General features: G+C 71.5%; 15 protein-coding genes and 1 pseudogene. 12 read left to right on the forward strand and 4 right to left on the reverse strand.

The window, feature by feature from the left end; all coding sequences use genetic code 11:
* Nucleotides 1–392 precede the first annotated feature (392 nt).
* Nucleotides 393–1631 (forward strand): annotated as a pseudogene (locus AC1DWJ_RS10960) (SNF2-related protein); the annotation flags it as partial.
* 383 nt (nt 1632–2014) lie between these two features.
* Here AC1DWJ_RS10960 and AC1DWJ_RS10965 read toward each other — a convergent pair.
* The 4 genes from AC1DWJ_RS10965 to AC1DWJ_RS10980 all read right to left on the reverse strand — a co-directional run bounded on the left by AC1DWJ_RS10965 (nt 2015) and on the right by AC1DWJ_RS10980 (nt 5509).
* The gene (locus tag AC1DWJ_RS10965; protein ID WP_477620779.1) at nt 2015–2479 is read right to left on the reverse strand and encodes a hypothetical protein; all 465 of its coding nucleotides are present in this window, start codon (nt 2477–2479) and stop codon (nt 2015–2017) included.
* A gap of 110 nt (nt 2480–2589) precedes the next feature.
* Entirely contained in the window at nt 2590–3969 is a 1380-nt protein-coding gene (locus AC1DWJ_RS10970; RefSeq protein WP_457253594.1) for a DUF4331 domain-containing protein, read from the reverse strand.
* 2 nt (nt 3970–3971) lie between these two features.
* Nucleotides 3972–4232 carry a hypothetical protein gene (locus tag AC1DWJ_RS10975; RefSeq protein WP_457253593.1) on the reverse strand — a complete coding sequence of 87 codons (261 nt, stop codon included), beginning with the start codon at nt 4230–4232 and terminating at the stop codon, nt 3972–3974.
* A gap of 311 nt (nt 4233–4543) precedes the next feature.
* Nucleotides 4544–5509, reverse strand: a complete 966-nt coding sequence (locus AC1DWJ_RS10980; protein WP_477620780.1) for a MerR family transcriptional regulator — start codon at nt 5507–5509, stop codon at nt 4544–4546.
* Nucleotides 5510–5598: 89 nt separating this feature from the next.
* Here AC1DWJ_RS10980 and AC1DWJ_RS10985 point away from each other — a divergent pair, with 89 nt between their 5' ends.
* The 11 genes from AC1DWJ_RS10985 (at nt 5599) to AC1DWJ_RS11035 (ending at nt 16256) form a co-directional block, all read left to right on the forward strand.
* Entirely contained in the window at nt 5599–6816 is a 1218-nt protein-coding gene (locus AC1DWJ_RS10985; protein WP_477620781.1) for a heparan-alpha-glucosaminide N-acetyltransferase domain-containing protein, read from the forward strand.
* Nucleotides 6817–6881: 65 nt separating this feature from the next.
* A complete protein-coding gene (locus AC1DWJ_RS10990; protein WP_457253590.1) occupies nt 6882–8288 on the forward strand; it encodes an NAD(P)/FAD-dependent oxidoreductase in 1407 nt (468 codons plus the stop codon).
* On the forward strand, nt 8285–9016 hold the full coding sequence (locus AC1DWJ_RS10995; protein WP_457253589.1) for a DUF1365 domain-containing protein: 732 nt from the start codon (nt 8285–8287) through the stop codon (nt 9014–9016). Before AC1DWJ_RS10990 ends, AC1DWJ_RS10995 begins: the two co-directional genes overlap by 4 nt.
* Nucleotides 9013–10347 carry a class I SAM-dependent methyltransferase gene (locus AC1DWJ_RS11000; protein ID WP_457253588.1) on the forward strand — a complete coding sequence of 445 codons (1335 nt, stop codon included), beginning with the start codon at nt 9013–9015 and terminating at the stop codon, nt 10345–10347. The genes AC1DWJ_RS10995 and AC1DWJ_RS11000 overlap by 4 nt, the downstream gene beginning before the upstream one ends.
* On the forward strand, nt 10347–11660 hold the full coding sequence (locus tag AC1DWJ_RS11005; protein WP_477620782.1) for a class I SAM-dependent methyltransferase: 1314 nt from the start codon (nt 10347–10349) through the stop codon (nt 11658–11660). Before AC1DWJ_RS11000 ends, AC1DWJ_RS11005 begins: the two co-directional genes overlap by 1 nt.
* Nucleotides 11660–12445: a DUF1295 domain-containing protein gene (locus tag AC1DWJ_RS11010; protein ID WP_457253586.1), complete on the forward strand. Its 786-nt coding sequence runs from the start codon at nt 11660–11662 to the stop codon at nt 12443–12445. The genes AC1DWJ_RS11005 and AC1DWJ_RS11010 overlap by 1 nt, the downstream gene beginning before the upstream one ends.
* Before the next feature lie 119 nt (nt 12446–12564).
* Nucleotides 12565–13161, forward strand: a complete 597-nt coding sequence (locus AC1DWJ_RS11015; RefSeq protein ID WP_457253585.1) for an RNA polymerase sigma factor — start codon at nt 12565–12567, stop codon at nt 13159–13161.
* Nucleotides 13154–13852, forward strand: a complete 699-nt coding sequence (locus AC1DWJ_RS11020; RefSeq protein ID WP_457253584.1) for a hypothetical protein — start codon at nt 13154–13156, stop codon at nt 13850–13852. The genes AC1DWJ_RS11015 and AC1DWJ_RS11020 overlap by 8 nt, the downstream gene beginning before the upstream one ends.
* Before the next feature lie 96 nt (nt 13853–13948).
* Nucleotides 13949–14371: an HIT family protein gene (locus AC1DWJ_RS11025; protein ID WP_477620783.1), complete on the forward strand. Its 423-nt coding sequence runs from the start codon at nt 13949–13951 to the stop codon at nt 14369–14371.
* Between the two features lie 94 nt (nt 14372–14465).
* Nucleotides 14466–14978, forward strand: a complete 513-nt coding sequence (locus tag AC1DWJ_RS11030) for a methylated-DNA--[protein]-cysteine S-methyltransferase (RefSeq protein ID WP_477620784.1) — start codon at nt 14466–14468, stop codon at nt 14976–14978.
* A 123-nt stretch (nt 14979–15101) separates the two neighbouring features.
* Nucleotides 15102–16256: a lytic murein transglycosylase gene (locus tag AC1DWJ_RS11035; RefSeq protein ID WP_457253581.1), complete on the forward strand. Its 1155-nt coding sequence runs from the start codon at nt 15102–15104 to the stop codon at nt 16254–16256.
* Nucleotides 16257–16323 lie beyond the last annotated feature (67 nt).

Genomic DNA, 16323 nt, shown 5'->3' on the forward strand with positions numbered 1-16323 from the left:
CCAAGACCGCTGCCCGCGACACCTCCCTGCTGGCCCTGTTGGCCGAGGACGCCGTCGTGAGCGACACCGCGGCGACGCTGCGACGGGACATGCTCCGCGCCGCCGGTCTCGAGGCCGAGCCCGAGGCGGTCGAGGAGGAGGCCCCCGAGGGAGCCACCCCTGGGCCCGAGCGCCGCGCCGTGCCCCAGTCGGTCGTCTCGCGCCAGCTCGCGAACCCGTTCCTGGCTCCCGACTTCAGTGCCGTCGCCCCCCGCAAGCCGACGACCGGACGGCTGGCCAGCTGGGAGCTGCTCGGCCCGCTGTTCCGGGCGTTCGAGTACGGCGGCGACTCCTCCTGCATGCCCCTGCCCGAACCCACCAGCGTCCTGCGCGGCGCCGGCCAGCTGCAGCTGATGCGCCACCAGGGCCAGGTCGTCGCGGCGGCGGCCGCGGGCCACCGCAGCTTCCTGCTCGCCGACGAGCCGGGTCTCGGCAAGACCGCCCAGGCCCTGCTGGCCGCGCGGGCAGCCGACGCCTACCCGCTGCTCGTCGTGGTCCCCAACGTGGTCAAGGCCAACTGGGCCCACGAGGCCGAGCTGTGGACTCCCGGCCACCCGGCCACGGTCATCCACGGCAACGGCGACACCATCGACGGCTTCGCCGACATCGTCGTCGTCAACTACGAGGTCCTCGACCGACACGTGGGGTGGCTGGGAGACCTCGGCTTCCGCGGCATGGTCGTCGACGAGGCCCACTTCATCAAGAACAAGACGTCGCAGCGCTCGCAGCACGTCCTGCAGCTGGCCGAGCGGATCCGCCAGCGCACCCCCAACCCGCTCCTCATGGCGCTGACGGGCACGCCGCTCATCAACGACATCGAGGACTTCAAGGCGATCTGGCAGTTCCTCGGCTGGATCGACGACAAGAAGCCGCGGCACGCCCTGATGGCATCCCTGGAGGAGACCGGCCTGACCCCGGCCGACTCGGGCTTCTACGCAGCAGCCCGCACCAGCGTCATCGAGCAGGGCATCGTCCGGCGGCGCAAGGTGGACGTCGCCGCCGACATCCCGGCCCGTCGGGTGGCCGACCTGCCGGTCGAGCTCGACGACGACGCGGGACGCTCCATCCGCGCCGCCGAGCAGGAGCTCGCGCGCCGACTCGTCAAGCGCTACCACGCAGCCATCGCGGCACGGACCGCCGCTCCGGACGTCGAGGGGATCGACCACGACCTCGTGCGTCGGGTCGCGACCTGGGAGCGCGAGGAGGGCAGCAAGGCCAAGTCGGGCGACAACGTCTTCACCGTCATGCGTCGCATCGGCCAGGCCAAGGCCGGTCTCGCCGCCGACTACGCGGGCCAGCTCGCCCGCAGCGTCGGCAAGGTCGTCTTCTTCGCCAAGCACATCGACGTCATGGACGTCGCCGAGGAGACCTTCGCCAAGCGCGGGGTCAAGTACTCCTCCATCCGGGGCGACCAGACCGCGAAGGTTCGCAAGGCCAACATCGACGCTTTCATCAACGACCCCGAGGTCGCCATCGTCGTCTGCTCGCTGACGGCGGCGGGCGTCGGGCTCAACCTCCAGGTCGCCTCCAACGTCGTGCTCGCCGAGCTGTCCTGGACTGCCGCCGAGCAGACGCAGGCCATCGACCGCGTCCACCGGATCGGTCAGTCGGAGCCGGTCACGGCGTGGCGGATCATCGCCGCGCAGACCATCGACGCCAAGATCGCCCAGCTCATCGACACCAAGGCCGGCCTGGCCGCTCGGGCGCTCGACGGCTCCGACGAGGAGGTCGGGTCGTCGGCCGACGTGCAGCTCGAGGCCCTGGTCGCGCTGCTCACCGATGCGCTCACCGAAGAGCTCGGGGCCGCCGACGACGGCCTCGACGCCCTCGACGACATTGCCCTCGCGGGCACCTCGAAGAAGCCGTCACCGGCGGTGGCGCCGACCGCGCCCGCCCCCGTGCTCGATCTCTTCTCGACCCCGGAGATGTCCGCCACGCAGTAGCCGTGGTCGTCGCCTCGGCTACCCGACGTGCCTCACCCGGGCCAGCGGTTCCGGGTCACCTGCCCGCCGATGACCGACGCGGTCATCACCACGGGTCCGTCGGGCAGCGGGTAGAGCTCGTACTCACCCTCGGTCACCGACGGGTAGACCAGCGAGTGCACGACGCCGTCACCATCGGGGCGGGCCACCACCCCCACGTGCGGGTATGCCGCGTGCGCGGGTGACGCAGCGTGGCCGGAGGTCCCCGCGTGGTCGTGGTCGTGGTCGTGCTCGAGGTAGTGGCCGTGCTCGTGGTGTTCGCGGTGGTGGTCGTGGCCGTCGGTGTGGAGGTGTCCCTGCGCCGTCGGCCCCGCGGCGGTCGCGCCGGCCGGGCGCAGCTCCACCTCCAGGCCGTCGGTCTCCGGTGGCATGACGACCACGAGGGCCCCCACGTCGCCACCGATGTCGAGAAGCACCGGTCCCTGACCGGCATACGGGTTCTCCATCGTTCCGCCCATGGCGGCCTCCTGGCTGTTCGTGTTCCGTTTGTTCGCGGTGTGCTCGGGTGGTCACCCGAGGAGGTCGTGACGGCGGCCGCTGGTGGACCGGGCCGCCGCCACGACGTGGCTCAGGCCGCGGGTGTCCCGGGCATCGTCTGGTAGCCCCCGGCCGGGTGGCCGAGGTAGGGGAACGCGCTGAGGTAGGGCGCGTTCGTGTTCGACGTGCCGTCGGCGAGGCCGCCGGAGGCCGCGTCGGGCGTGAAGGTCGGGTCGACCAGCGGGATGGTCGCCCCGGCCACGGCCCGGAGCTCGATCGCCACGACGTCGTCGATCAGGCGACGGCCGTTCGGGAACCCGGCGGCGTCACCCGCGACGAGCCCGATCGGGTTGGGGTTCGCCGTGGGCGGCACCGCGACGTTGAGGCGCAGCATGTCGGCCTGGGTGCTCCCGGTGTAGTTCTGGAAGCCCGGGACGACGCCCTTGGGGATGCCGGTCAGCAGGATCGCGAGCAGGTCCGCGCGGTCCTTGGTGTAGGCGGCCAGCTTCGGGAAGACCCCCGGGTAGAGGACCGGGAGCAGCTTGGCGAGCTCCGGCCTGGCCACGTACTGGGCGAAGTCGGAGTCGTCGTGGGGCTGACGGGCGTTCCAGCGGTCCTTCTTGGCCATCGGGGTGATGACCTCGTTGAACAGGGGGTTCCCGAGGCGGGAGACCTGGCTGAACGGACCACGCCACGCGTAGCGCCCGGCGTAGTCGTCCCAGATCCGCGACTTCTGCCGGCTGGCCGTGGCCCAGACGCCGATGACGGACCCGGCGTCCAGCGGGTCGCTCGGCTTGTTGCCCCTGCGGGTCAGGTCGGAGATCGGCACCTGGATGGCGATGCTGTGGACATTGAGCCCTTGGGTGCCGTTGACCCCGACTGCCGTCGCCGACGGGATCAGGTGAGCCATCTGGAACGGGCGCAGCGTGCCCAGGTCGAAGATGCTCCCCAGGTCGACGTGGAACCCCTCGGCCCGCTGGCCGGCGAACACCTTGCGTCCACCCTGGATCGAGTGGACCGCCTGGCCGGCCAGGCTGGCGTAGTTCGGCGTGCTGCGCGGGCCGATGTTGACCGGAGGGCAGGACAGCCGGCTGGCGAGCAGTCGGCCGTAGTCGCCCCGCACCAGCCGGGTCACCGAGTAGGACTGGGGACGGTTCCAGGCCGGGTCGGAGATCGAGGTGATGCGCCCGGTGTTGTACAGGAAGGTCGAGTCGTTGCGGACCTTCGTGTGGAACCGGAACTGGTAGGTCACGTCGGCGCGCGCATCGCCGCGGTTGCTCACGTGGATCTCGTAGAGGACGTCGTCGCCGAACTCGTAGAAGTTCGGTCCGCCCTGGGGGTTCTGGAACGGGATGAAGTTGGCGATCAGCGTGACGGTGTCCGGCTGGTCAGGGCTCACGAAGGCGTAGACGTCGGTGTTGTCTGCCACCGGGTCCTTGGAGACCTCTGGTGCTTCGCGGTGCGAGGACATGACTACTTCCTCGCTGCTCGGGTCAGGCGACGGACCAGGTCGGCGTCCTGCACGACGACCTCGTCCTCACCGAACAGGATGGCGACGCGCCCGGTGGTCACGTCGTCGATGTAGGCGACGAGGGGCTCGCCGTCCGGTGCGGAGTCATCCGGCCGCTGGCCGGAGGGGGCGGCCAGGGCCCCCGGTGCAGCCGCGAGTGCCGCGGCGGCGGCAGCGCTCGACCCGGCCGCGGCCAGGAAGATTCGCCGTGAGGTGTTGCTCATTGCTCACTCCTTCAGAGTGCGCGGGCAGCGGGATCCCGCGCGGTGGTGGCCTGGTCAGCGCGGGAGCACCCAGACTGACGTGACCCACCTCACATTCGGGGCGGTCGGCCTCGCTGGATTGGCGTCGGCGAAAGCGCCGCACCTCTGGCCACCGGCGTCGGCGAAAGCGCCGCACTTCTGGCCACCCATGTCGGGGTATGGCGTGAAAGGGGGGCGCGGATGCGGCACGGCTGGCCAGAAGTCGGGGTGGTCGGGGTGGTTCGCGCGCTGGCCGCGCGGGAGCTCGCGCAATGGCCGCGCGGGAGGTCGCGTCAGCTGGCGGCGGCGCGGCCGAGGGCCAGGGCGAGGCGGTGGGCAGCGGTGGCCACGGAGTGCCCGAGGGTCACCGCGCCCTGCCCGACCTCGAACTGCGCGCCACCACCGACATGCACCCGCAACACCGGGTCGGCGGCGCGCAGGGCGGCGACCGTCTCCCGCGTGGACAACACGTCGGTGGGGGTGGGGGTCCCGATCACCACCGCGGCCGGCCGTTGCTGCTGGACGACACGGACCCAGTGCTGGGCGGGCAGGTCGGCCCCGAGGTAGAGGACGTCGACGCCGGCCCGCCGCAACATCACACTGAAGGCGAGGATCCCCAGCTCGTGCTGGGCCCCTCGCGGCAGCCCCACGGCCACCCGTGGTCCGCCGGCACTCGGGGTGGCCGCCGCCAGCTCGATCGCCAACCGTCGGTGCACGGTCGCGCTCACCACGTGCTCACCGGCGACGTCCACCCGCCCGGCCCGCCACTGCGCCCCGAGCATCTCGAGGGCGGGCATCAGCCAGACCTCGACGACCTCCTCCAGGGGGCCGGCCGCGAAGGCGGTCGTGATGGCCTCGTCGATCGCAGCCGGGTCGAGCTCGGCGGCCCCGCGGGCCAGGGCTGTGACGTCCCACGCCCCGGACGCGTCCCGGTCGGCTGCGGAGTCATCCGTCGAGGGAGCGTCGGCGATCTCCCCGCCGTCCTGCTCCTCGGTGGCGAGATAGGGATCCCAGGGCGCGTGTTGCGGCTCGCCCTCCGAGGTGACGTCGGAGCGCAGGTGCTCGGCGGCCTGACTGGGGGACCAGCCGGCCGCAACGAGGGCGCCCATCGCCCGCAACAGCTGCAGGCCCTGCTCGTCGTACAGCCGGTAACCGCCCTCGGTGCGCACCGGGCGCACGAGTCCGTAGCGGCGTTCCCACGCCCGGATCGTGGCGGACGGGACGCCGGTCAGACGGGCGGCGTGCCCAATCGTGTACACCCCCGCAGGGTCCCACATCGTTGCGCAAAGCATGGACAAGTTCGCTGGTGAGGGGCCCAATCGGGGGAGGCGGCTGACAGGATGACGCCATGAGCGGACCCCTCCTGCCCGAGGTCGCGCCGGGCCGGGTCGTGGGGGTCGACGTGGCCCGTGCCCTGGCTCTCGTGGGCATGATGGCCACGCACATGCTGCCCGGACTGGTCGGCACCCACGTGCCGTGGGCGCAGCAGGTGGCCGGCGGCCGCGCCTCGGCCCTCTTCGCGGTGCTGGCCGGGGTCAGCGTCGCCCTCGTCAGCGGCCGGACCCGGCCGGCGCACGGACGAGCGCGGTATGCCGTGTCGACCAGGTTGGTGGTCCGCAGCCTGGTCATCGGCGCCATTGGCCTGACCTTGGGGCTGGTGCCGACCGGGATCGCCGTGATCCTGGCCTACTACGCCGTCCTCTTCCTCCTCGGCCTGCCCTTCCTGGGGCTGCGGGCGCCCGCGCTGGCCGTGCTGGCGGGCGTCTGGGCCCTGGCCGGGCCGGTCCTGTCCCTGGTGCTGCGACCGCACCTTCCCGCCCACGAGGTCGGCAGCCCCACGCCCGGCTCCCTGGCCTCGCCCCTCCACCTGCTCAACGAGCTGCTCTTCGTCGGCTACTACCCGGCAGCGGTCTGGCTGGCCTACCTGCTGGCCGGGATGGCGATCGGTCGCGCAGACCTGCTCCGCAAGGGCATCGAGGTGGTGCTCCTCGCCGGCGGCGCTGCCCTCGCGGTGGCCGCCATGGTGCTCTCGCGGGCGCTCCTGTCCCGCGACGACGCCTGGGCCGCGCTCGGGGCGACCTACCCGGACCAGGGGGTCGGTGCGGACCATGAGCTCCTGGCCGCCGCCCTGACCCACGGTCTCCACGGCACGACCCCGACCGACTCGTGGTGGTGGTTGGCCACGGTCGCCCCGCACTCCGGGTCGCCCCTCGACCTGGCCCAGACGATCGGCAGCGCCATGGCAGTGCTCGGGCTGTGCCTGCTGGGGACGCGGGTCCGGCCCCGGGTCTGGGCCGCGGTCTTCGGCGCCGGGGCGATGACGCTGAGCCTCTACACGCTGCACGTCCTGATCATGGGAGAGGGCTGGTGGCCGGACCTCGAGACGCCCGGCAGCTACCCCGACCAGGTGCTCATCGTGCTGGGCGTGGGAGCCGTCTTCGCGCTGGTGCCGCTCAGGGGGCCTCTCGAGGCGTTCGTCGCGCTGCTGTCCCGCACAGCAGCCGCGCCGTGGACGGACCCTGCCCGTGACCCCGAGCCCAGGGCAGGCGCAGGACCACTCCGGTGACCCAATCCAGCAGGTCAGGCGTGCCGAATCACTGCCGACCCGTCACCGAGAATGGATGGACCCCCATGTCTGCACCACGCCGCGCCGTCATCGGCAGCGGAGTCGCAGGGCTCACCGCCGCCCACGTGCTCAGCACACGCGGCGCCGTGACCCTCTACGAGGCCGACCGGCGCCTCGGCGGCCACGCCGACACCCACGAGGTGACGGTGGACGGCCGGACGATCGGCGTCGACACCGGCTTCATCGTCCACAACGACCGCACGTACCCCACCCTGCTCCGCCTGTTCCGTGAGCTCGGCGTGGAGACGCAGGAGTCGGACATGAGCATGTCCGTCCGCGACGACGAGGCGGGCCTGGAGTATGCCGGTGCGCGGGCTGCCCGGGGACTCTTCCCACGAGTGGCCAACCTGACCAACGGCAAGTACCTGCGGATGCTCACCGAGGTGAAGAAGTTCCACCGCGAGGCCAAGGCGGTCCTCGCCCGGCAGGCCACCGACGCCGACCGTGACGAGACCCTCGGCTCCTTCGCCGGACGCTGCGGTTTCAGCCCCTACTTCACCCGCCACTTCCTGGAGCCGGTCGTCGCCGCTGTCTGGTCCTGCGACCCGTCCGTGTCGTTGCACTACCCGGCGCGCTACCTGTTCGAGTTCCTCGACCACCACGGCATGCTCACCGTCTTCGGCTCGCCCACCTGGCGCACCGTGACCGGTGGCTCCAAGCGCTACGTGGAGGCAGTCGCTGCCGGGATCGAAGACATCCGGTTGTCGACTCCCGTGCGTTCGGTCGTCGAGACCGCGAAGGGTGTCGTGGTGACGGACGCCCACGGCACCGAGGACGTGTTCGACTCGGTGGTCATCGCCGCACACCCGCACCAGGCCCTGGCCATGCTCGCCGAGCCGACCCGTGCCCAGCACGACGTGCTCAGCGCGATCACCTACTCGCGCAACGTCGCCCAGCTGCACACGGACGAGTCGGTGCTCCCTCGGACGTCGGGGGCGCGCGCTTCGTGGAACTACTGGCGTCGGGCCGAGGGTGACGGCACCGGAGTGCTGGTCACCTACGACCTCACCCGGCTGCAGAGACTCGACGTGACCGACCGTCGCTTCCTCGTCACCCTGAACGGCGTGGACTGCGTGGACCAGGGTCTCGTCATCGACACGATGCACTACGAGCACCCGCTCTACACTCCCGAATCCGTTGCGGCGCAACGTCGCCTTCCCGAGATCAACACCGCTCGCATCGCCTTCGCGGGGGCCTACCACGGGTGGGGCTTCCACGAGGACGGGGCGCGGTCCGGTGCGGTCGCCGCCGAGGCGCTCGGGGTGCCGTGGACCGAGGACGAGCCTTCTGTACCTGCCGGTCGCCACCGCGCCGACGTGACCCTGGACGCGCGCGAGGTCGCGCCGGTCGACGACGCGACGGGTCTCGTCGGCGAGGCCGAGGGTGACCTCGAGGAGGTGGGCGCCCGATGAAGGCACCTGCCGCCACACGCATCTACGCGACCTCGATCGTGCACGCCCGCACGACCCCACTCCGCCACAGCTTCCGGCACCGCAGCCACACCTGGCTGGTGGACCTCGACGAGCTGCCCCGACTGGGGCTGCTGGGTCGGCTCGCGAGCTTCGAGTCACGGGACCACCTCGGGTCGCCGGACCACACGCTGCGTGAGAACCTCGACACCTTCCTCGCCACCGAGGGGATCGACCTCGACGGCGGACGGATCCTCATGCTGGCCATGCCCCGGGTCTTCGGCACCGTCTTCAACCCCATCAGCGTCTACTGGTGCCACACCCCCGACGGACGGTTGGCCTGCAACGTGGTCGAGGTGCACAACACCTACGGCGACCGGCACGCCTACCTCGTCCACGCCGACGACAAGGGCCACGCCGAGGTCGACAAGGCCCTCTACGTCAGCCCCTTCAACGATGTCTCGGGCCGCTACCGGCTGACCATCCCGACCCCGGGCGAGACCGTGCAGGTGCAGGTGGTCCTCGAACGCCCGGACCAGGCTCCCTTCGTGGCCGGCCTGCGCGGACGCGCCTTGCCCGTTCGTGCCACGACGGTGCTGCGCCTGGCCGTCACCCAGCCCCTCGAACCCCTGGCCGTCGCTGCGCGCATCCGCTGGCACGGCATCCGCCTGTGGTTGCGCCGCCTGCCGGTCCAGCCACGCCCTTCCCACCACCAGGAGGCAGTCCAGTGACCACCGCCACCGCCGGCCTGTCCACGCGGCCCGCCATCGACGCCAGCCGCTGGCCCGACCTCACCGCCCGTCGCGCCAAGGCGCGTCGCGCCGTCGAGGGCGCCGTCGCCCGCAAGATCTTCCTCTCGGTCGCGCGACGGCTGCCCGTGCGCATCCAGCTCGGGCGTGAGGCGATCGTCGGGGGCGCCGCCACCGACACCACCGCGCCCCTCATGGTGATCGAGCGCCCCGAGAGCTTCTTCGCCGCGCTCGGCGCCGGTGGGCTGATCGGCTTCGGCGAGTCCTACATGACCGGAGACTGGAACGCCGACGACCTCGGCGGCCTGCTCGAGGTCTTCGCTGCCCAGATGGGGACGCTCATCCCCGAGCCCCTGCAGAAGCTCCGCGCCTTCTACGTGGCGCGGGCCCCGCACACCGAGAAGAACACGACGACCAACACCCGCACCAACATCGCGCGCCACTACGACCTGTCCAACGACCTGTTCGCCACCTTCCTCGACGGCACCCTCAGCTACTCGTCGGCCCTCTTCGACGGGGCGGAGGACTCCGGTCGGGCCGTAGCCGGTGAGGCCGTCACGACCAGCGTCCCGAGCACCGTCCCTGCGTGGGAGCAGCTGGCCGACGCCCAACGGCAGAAGATCGACCGGATGCTCGACTCCGCCGGCGTGGGCGACGGGAGCCGGGTCCTGGAGATCGGCACCGGTTGGGGCGAACTGGCCATCCGCGCCGCGTCGCGCGGTGCCCGGGTGTTGTCCGTGACCCTGTCCAGCGAGCAGCAGGCGCTGGCCCGCGAGCGCATCGCCGCCGCCGGCTACTCCGACTCCGTGGACGTCGAGCTGCTCGACTACCGGTTGGTCGAGGGGGAGTTCGACGCGGTCGTGTCGGTCGAGATGATCGAGGCGGTCGGCCACGAGTACTGGGGGGAGTACTTCCGCAAGATCGACAGCGTGCTCGCCCCGGGTGGCAAGGTCGCCATCCAGGCGATCACCATGCCGCACGACCGGATGCAGGCCACGAAGTACACCTACACGTGGATCAACAAGTACATCTTCCCCGGCGGCTTCCTTCCTTCGACCGAGGCGATCATCGACGTCAGCGAGGCGGAGACCACCCTCCACGTCAGCGAGCGGCTCTCGTTCGGGCAGCACTACGCCGAGACCCTGCGCCTGTGGGACGAGCGCTTCCTCGACTCCCTCGACCGGGTGCACGCGCTCGGGTTCGACGCGGTCTTCCACCGGATGTGGCACTTCTACCTCGAGTACTCGCGAGCCGGTTTCCGCTCCGGCTACCTTGACGTCCAGCAGGTCGTGCTCGAGAGGAAGGCTGCCTGATGACCACCATCGAGAGAGTCGATTTCCCAACCGGGACAAGGCGATCCGGCGTCGCAACTGAGATCGCCAACGCGCTTGCCCCGTTCGTCGGCGGCGAGCTGCCGGTGCGCCTCACCGCGTGGGACGGCAGTGAGGCGGGGCCGGCAGGTGCCCCCCACGTCATCCTCCGGTCGCCGCGCGCGCTGCGCCGGCTGCTGCGCCACCCGGGCGAGCTCGGAGCCTCCCAGGCCTACGTCACCGGCGAGCTCGACGTCGAGGGCGACCTCGACGAGGCGCTGACCCACGTCTGGTCAGTGGCGCGCGAGCGCCGGCTCACCGGCATACGTCCCACTCCTGCCGCCCTTGCGGCGGTGCTCAAGGTCGCCCGTGGCGCAGGCGCCATCGGCCTGCCACTTCCCGCCCCGGCCAGCCAGGCTGCGCTCAGCGGACGGCGGCACAGCCTCGGCCGCGACCGTCAGGCGATCCACCACCACTACGACCTGTCCAACGACTTCTACAGCCTCATCCTCGACCCCCACATGGCCTACTCGTGCGGCTACTGGCGGTCCGAGGAGGACGGCTACACCGTCGAGGACGCCCAGCGCGACAAGTTCGAGCTCGTCGGCCGCAAGCTCGGGCTGGGCCCGGGATCGCGGCTGCTCGACGTGGGCTGTGGCTGGGGTTCGATGAGCCTGTATGCCGCGGAGCACTTCGGCGCGCAGGTCGTCGGGGTGACGATCGCGGTGGAGCAGAAGCGGTTCATCGATGCCCGCATCGCCGAACGGGGACTGCAGGACCGGGTGGAGATCCGGCTGCAGGACTACCGCGACGTGCCGGAGGACGACTTCGACGCGGTCGTGTCCCTGGAGATGGGCGAGCACGTCGGCCAGCGCAACTACCCGACCTACGCGAAGGTGCTGCACGACCGGGTCCGGCCTGGCGGCCGCGTCCTCGTGCAGCAGATGTCCCGCCGTGGCCGTCACCCCGGTGGTGGCCCGTTCATCGAGTCCTTCATCGCGCCCGACATGCACATGCGACCGGTCGGCGAGACCGTCGACCTCATCGAGGCCTCGGGGCTCGAGGTGCGTGACGTGCATGCCCTGCGCGAGCACTACGTGCGCACCGTCGCAGCCTGGCACCGCACCTTCGAGGACAACCTCGACCAGGTCATCGCCCTCGTCGGTGAGGAGGTCGCGCGCGTCTGGCGGCTCTACCTCGTCGGTGGTGCGATGGCCTTCCGCGACGGCCGGATGGGGGTCGACCAGATCCTCGCCGTCCGCCCCCACCACGGGGAGTCAGACCTCGAGCCGGTGCGACCGGCGGGCTGGTCCTGATGTTCGACGGCTCGAACTTCCTTGCTGTCACCGGGTTCTCACTCCTGGCGATCATCCTGCTGATGGTCGCCACGGCCGTGGAGGGGCATCGCCAGGGCAGGGTCAGCGTCGTCGACACCACCTGGGGGCTGGGCTTCGTCGTCGTCGCAGCCGTGGCCGCGGTGGTGGGTGATGGGGCCGGCTGGCGTCGAGTGGCGCTGCTCGTCATCGTGGCCGTCTGGGGGCTGCGGCTGGCGTGGCACATGCACCAGCGCAACAGTGGCAAGGGCGAGGACCCGCGCTACGCCGCCATGCTCGAGAAGGAGACCGGCAACCCGACCCTCGTCGCCATCCGGAAGGTGTACGGCATACAGGGGCTCTCGGTGTGGTTCGTGTCGCTGCCGATCCAGGTCAGCGCCGCCGCGGGCGGGGGAGCGGTGGTCGTCGCGCTGGTGGGCCTGGCCCTCTGGCTGCTCGGCGTCTGCTTCGAGTCGCTGGGCGACAAGCAGCTCAAGGACTTCAAGGCCGACCCTGCCAACAGGGGCACGGTGATGGACCGTGGTCTGTGGTCCTGGACGCGGCATCCCAACTACTTCGGGGACTCCTGCGTCTGGTGGGGGATCTGGCTCGTGGCGGCGAGCGCCTGGCCCGGTGTCCTGACCATCCTCTCGCCCGTGGCGATGACCTACTTCCTGGTTTTCGCAACCGGCGCAAGGCTGCTCGAGAAGCACATGGCGGAGCGCCCCGGGTATGCGGAGTACCAGCAGCGCACCAGCTACTTCCTGCCGCGACCACCTCGACGCTGACGCGAGAGTTCAGGGGCAAACAGCCACAAACCCCGGTCTGACCCGCTACTGTGCTCGATTGGCGAGCAGGGCGCCACGGAGCTGGGTCGAGCGGAGGTGTCGACGTGGATGGTGTCGCCATGGACGACGCCGTCGCTGCCGCGAGGACCGGTGACCCCGCCGCCTTCGGCCAGCTGTGGCGGGAGCTGTCGCCCCGCGTGGCCGGGTACCTCCGCTCCCACGGTGTCGCCGACGCCGAGGACGTCACGAGCGACGTGTTCCTCGCGGTCTTCCGCCAGATGGGGCGGTTCTCGGGCGGAGGGGCAGCCTTCCGCGCCTTGGTCTTCACCGTCGCGCACCGCAGGCAGGTGGACTGGCACCGCCAGCGGACCCGCTGGGGCACGTGGGTGACCCTCGACGAGGCCGGACCTGACCCGACCGAGCCGTCGGCCGAGGCCGCAGCCCTGGGCCTGCTCGCGGAGAAGCAGGTCGCCGAGGTGCTCGACACTCTCACACCCGACCAGCGGTCCGTGCTGCTGCTCCGGGTGGTGGCCGACCTCAGTCTCGAGGAGACGGCGACCGTGCTCGGCAAGGACCTTGGCGCCGTGAAGTCACTGCAGCACCGGGCGCTGGCCCGGCTGCGGAGAAACCTTCCGGGCGCAGCAGGAAGTGAAAAACTTTCGCCAGAGCCGTATCCCGGGGACGCCCTCGCGCGATTGAACCCTCGACATGCCTGAATCCGAGGAGTTCCCCCCCAGCGGACTGCACCTGCCGGCAGACGACCCGGCGGGCCCTGCCGTCGACGCGCTGCGCGCCATGGCATCCCACGGGCCCGTCGAGCCCAGCCCAGAGCTGGCGGCATTCCTCGACGACCCCGCTGTCCTGGGTTCGGGCACCACCCCCACCTCAAGGAGAGATCTCGTGAAGGTTGTTCGACTTCCCATCCGCCGGGCCGGCCGCGTCGCCGTCGCCGTCGGAGCAGCCCTTGCCCTCGCCGCGATCGGCGGCGTTGCCGTGGCCGCGACCGGTGGCACCCCGGACCGTGAGCCCGCCCAGGTGCAGCAGGACGACCCGAGCGACACGACCACGTCGACGTCCACCGAGACCGAGACCCCGGAGACCGAGACGGCCACGGCCGAGCCCGAGGAGTCGGAGACCGCCGACGACGACGCCGAGGACGCCGAGACCCACACCGCCAACCCGACCGCGTCGGCCAACCACCACGATGGCAAGGGCAAGGACGACGAGCACGCCGATGTCAACGGCGGAGGCGTGGTCGACCACCACTCCGAGCACTCGACGGCAGCCCACCAGAACGGTGACGACGACGACCAGGGTGACGACCAGGGCGACGAGCAGGGCGAGGACCACGGCAGCGGCCACGGCGACGACCAAGGCGACGAGGGCGGGTCGAAGGGCGACGACTGAACCGCCTTCCGGACCACGCTGACCGGTCGCTGCCCCGAGCCGTGCGGGGCAGCGACCGGTCCGGCGTGGTGGGTGCGCCCGGGCTAGAGTCCGCTCGTGGACTGTCTGTTCTGCCGGATCATCGACGGCGCGCTGCCGGCGACCGTGGTGCTCGACGAACCGTTCACGCTGGGCTTCCTCGACACCCGGCCGGTGTTCAAGGGACACGTCCTCCTGGTGCCGAAGATCCACGTCGACACGCTCGTCGACCTGCCCCCTGAGCTGCTCCCCGTGCTGATGGGAGCGGCCCAGCGGATGTCCGGGGCCGTGGTGGCGGGCCTCGGCGCGCAGGGGTCGTTCGTCGCGGTCAACAACGTCGTCTCGCAGTCCGTGCCGCACCTGCACGTCCACGTCGTGCCACGCACCAAGGGGGACGGCCTGCGGGGCTTCTTCTGGCCCAGGACCACCTACGCCTCGGACGACGAGGCGCAGGAGTATGCCGCGCGGCTGGCTGCCGCCCTCCCGCCGCCGCCCGCCTGACGCGACGTGTTCGGAAGATCCACCGGGTCCTGGCCCGGTGGATCTTCCGAACAACGTGGTCGGGCTGTCGGGGGTGACTGGCAGGATCGGCACCGTGCGCAGCCACCTCGTCACGTCGTCGCCCCTCGGCGAGCTGACCCTCGTGGCCGAGGACGGTGCCCTGGTCGGCTGCTTCATGGCCTTGCCCGACCGCGACCCGTCCGACGAGACCCTCGGTGAGCCCGCCGAGCCGGGGTCGGCCGACCCGGTGCTGCGCGAGGCCGAGTCCCAGCTCGCCGACTACTTCGCGGGGGAGCGCACCGAGTTCGACCTCCCGCTCGCACCGCGCGGCGACGAGTTCCAGCTCAAGGTCTGGGCCCTGCTGCGGGAGATCCCCTACGGGGAGACGCGCAGCTACGGACAGCTCGCGCGGGTCCTGGGCGACGTCAACCTCAGCCAGGCGGTCGGGTGGGCCAACGGCCGCAACCCCATCAGCATCATCGTGCCCTGCCACCGGGTCATCGGGGCCGACGGCTCGTTGGTCGGCTATGCGGGAGGGCTCGACCGCAAGCGCTTCCTGCTCGCGCTGGAGGAGCCGCCCGCTGACGAGGCACACCGCCTGTTCTGACCGCGCGACTGTGACTGGTGTGACTCCTGTCCGTTTGGTGGTCGTCCGTTCGTCCGGCATTGCCCCGGAGCGCCCGTGTCGGCGAGGTCACGACCGCGAGGATCCACGGGGAAAGGGGGCGCCATGTGGATGCGGAGGCGCCGGGCGGGTGCGGCGGTGCTCGCCGCTGCGACCGTGCTCCTCAGTGCCTCCACCTCGCCCCCGGCAGGCAGGCCGACCGACGCTCACCTGCGACCCACCGCAGACCTCACGGCGCTGGCCCTCGTCGCGGTGCCTGCTCAGTACTCGTTCGACGACCTCGCCCCGACCGAGGCTGGCGCCCGGGAGTATGCCGGGCCACCGGCCCTGGTGCTGGCTGGCCCGCGCATGCCGCCACGACCGCCGCGCACCGGCGCCCACGGCAGCTCGCCCGCCGCGGGGACCCCGCAGGCCGTGCTGGCGGCCGCCTACCGCAAGGCCGTCTCCGGCTCGCCGAAGAGCTGTCACCTGCGAGTCGAGCACCTCGCAGCCATCGGCCAGGTCGAGTCGGGCTCGATCGGTGGCCGGTCGGTGACCTCGGCGCACCGGGTGGCGCCCGCGATCTACGGCCCGCTGCTGGATGGCGGACCGTTCGCGGTGGTCCACGACAGCGACGGCGGTGGCTACGACGGAGACGGCCAGTACGACCGGGCGATGGGTCCGTTGCAGTTCCTCCCCGGCACCTGGCGGTGGGCCGGACGCGATGGCGACGGGGACGGGCGTCGCGACCCCCAGAACGTCTTCGACGCCGCACTCGCGACGGCTGGCTACCTCTGCCTCGGCGGGCGGGACCTGTCGCACGCCGGCGACCTGAGGTCCGCGGTGCTGTCCTACAACCAGTCCGGCCAGTACCACTCGGCGGTGCTGGAGTGGGTGTCGTACTTCCGTCAGCACGGCCTCGCCGCCCTGACCAGTGTGGCCTTCCGGGTCGGATCAGGCGGCCGAGCGAGCGCGTTGGCCGAGCTCGGACCCGACGCGGACCAGGCCGCTGACCAGGCCACCGGACCCGCCAAGGCAACGCCCACCAAGACCCCGGCGAAACAGCCTCCGCCCACCGCGACCGACACCCCGACGGCACCCGTCACGACCAGCCCGTCGACCACGCCGACGCAGCCCAGCCCACCACCCACGACGCCACCCACGACGACACCGATCGACCCCACTCCGGAGCCGACGATCCCGGCTCCGACCACGACGACACCGCCCCCCGCCTCGTCCACCCCTTCGCCGCCCGACCCCGAGCCGTCGCCGGCCGGCTGACCAGGGGGTGGGACGGCGACGTGACGCGCGTCGCACTTCACGCTGGTAGGGGGCCGAACGGCATACC

It is taken from the genome of Pedococcus sp. P2_D7, assembly GCF_056404295.1.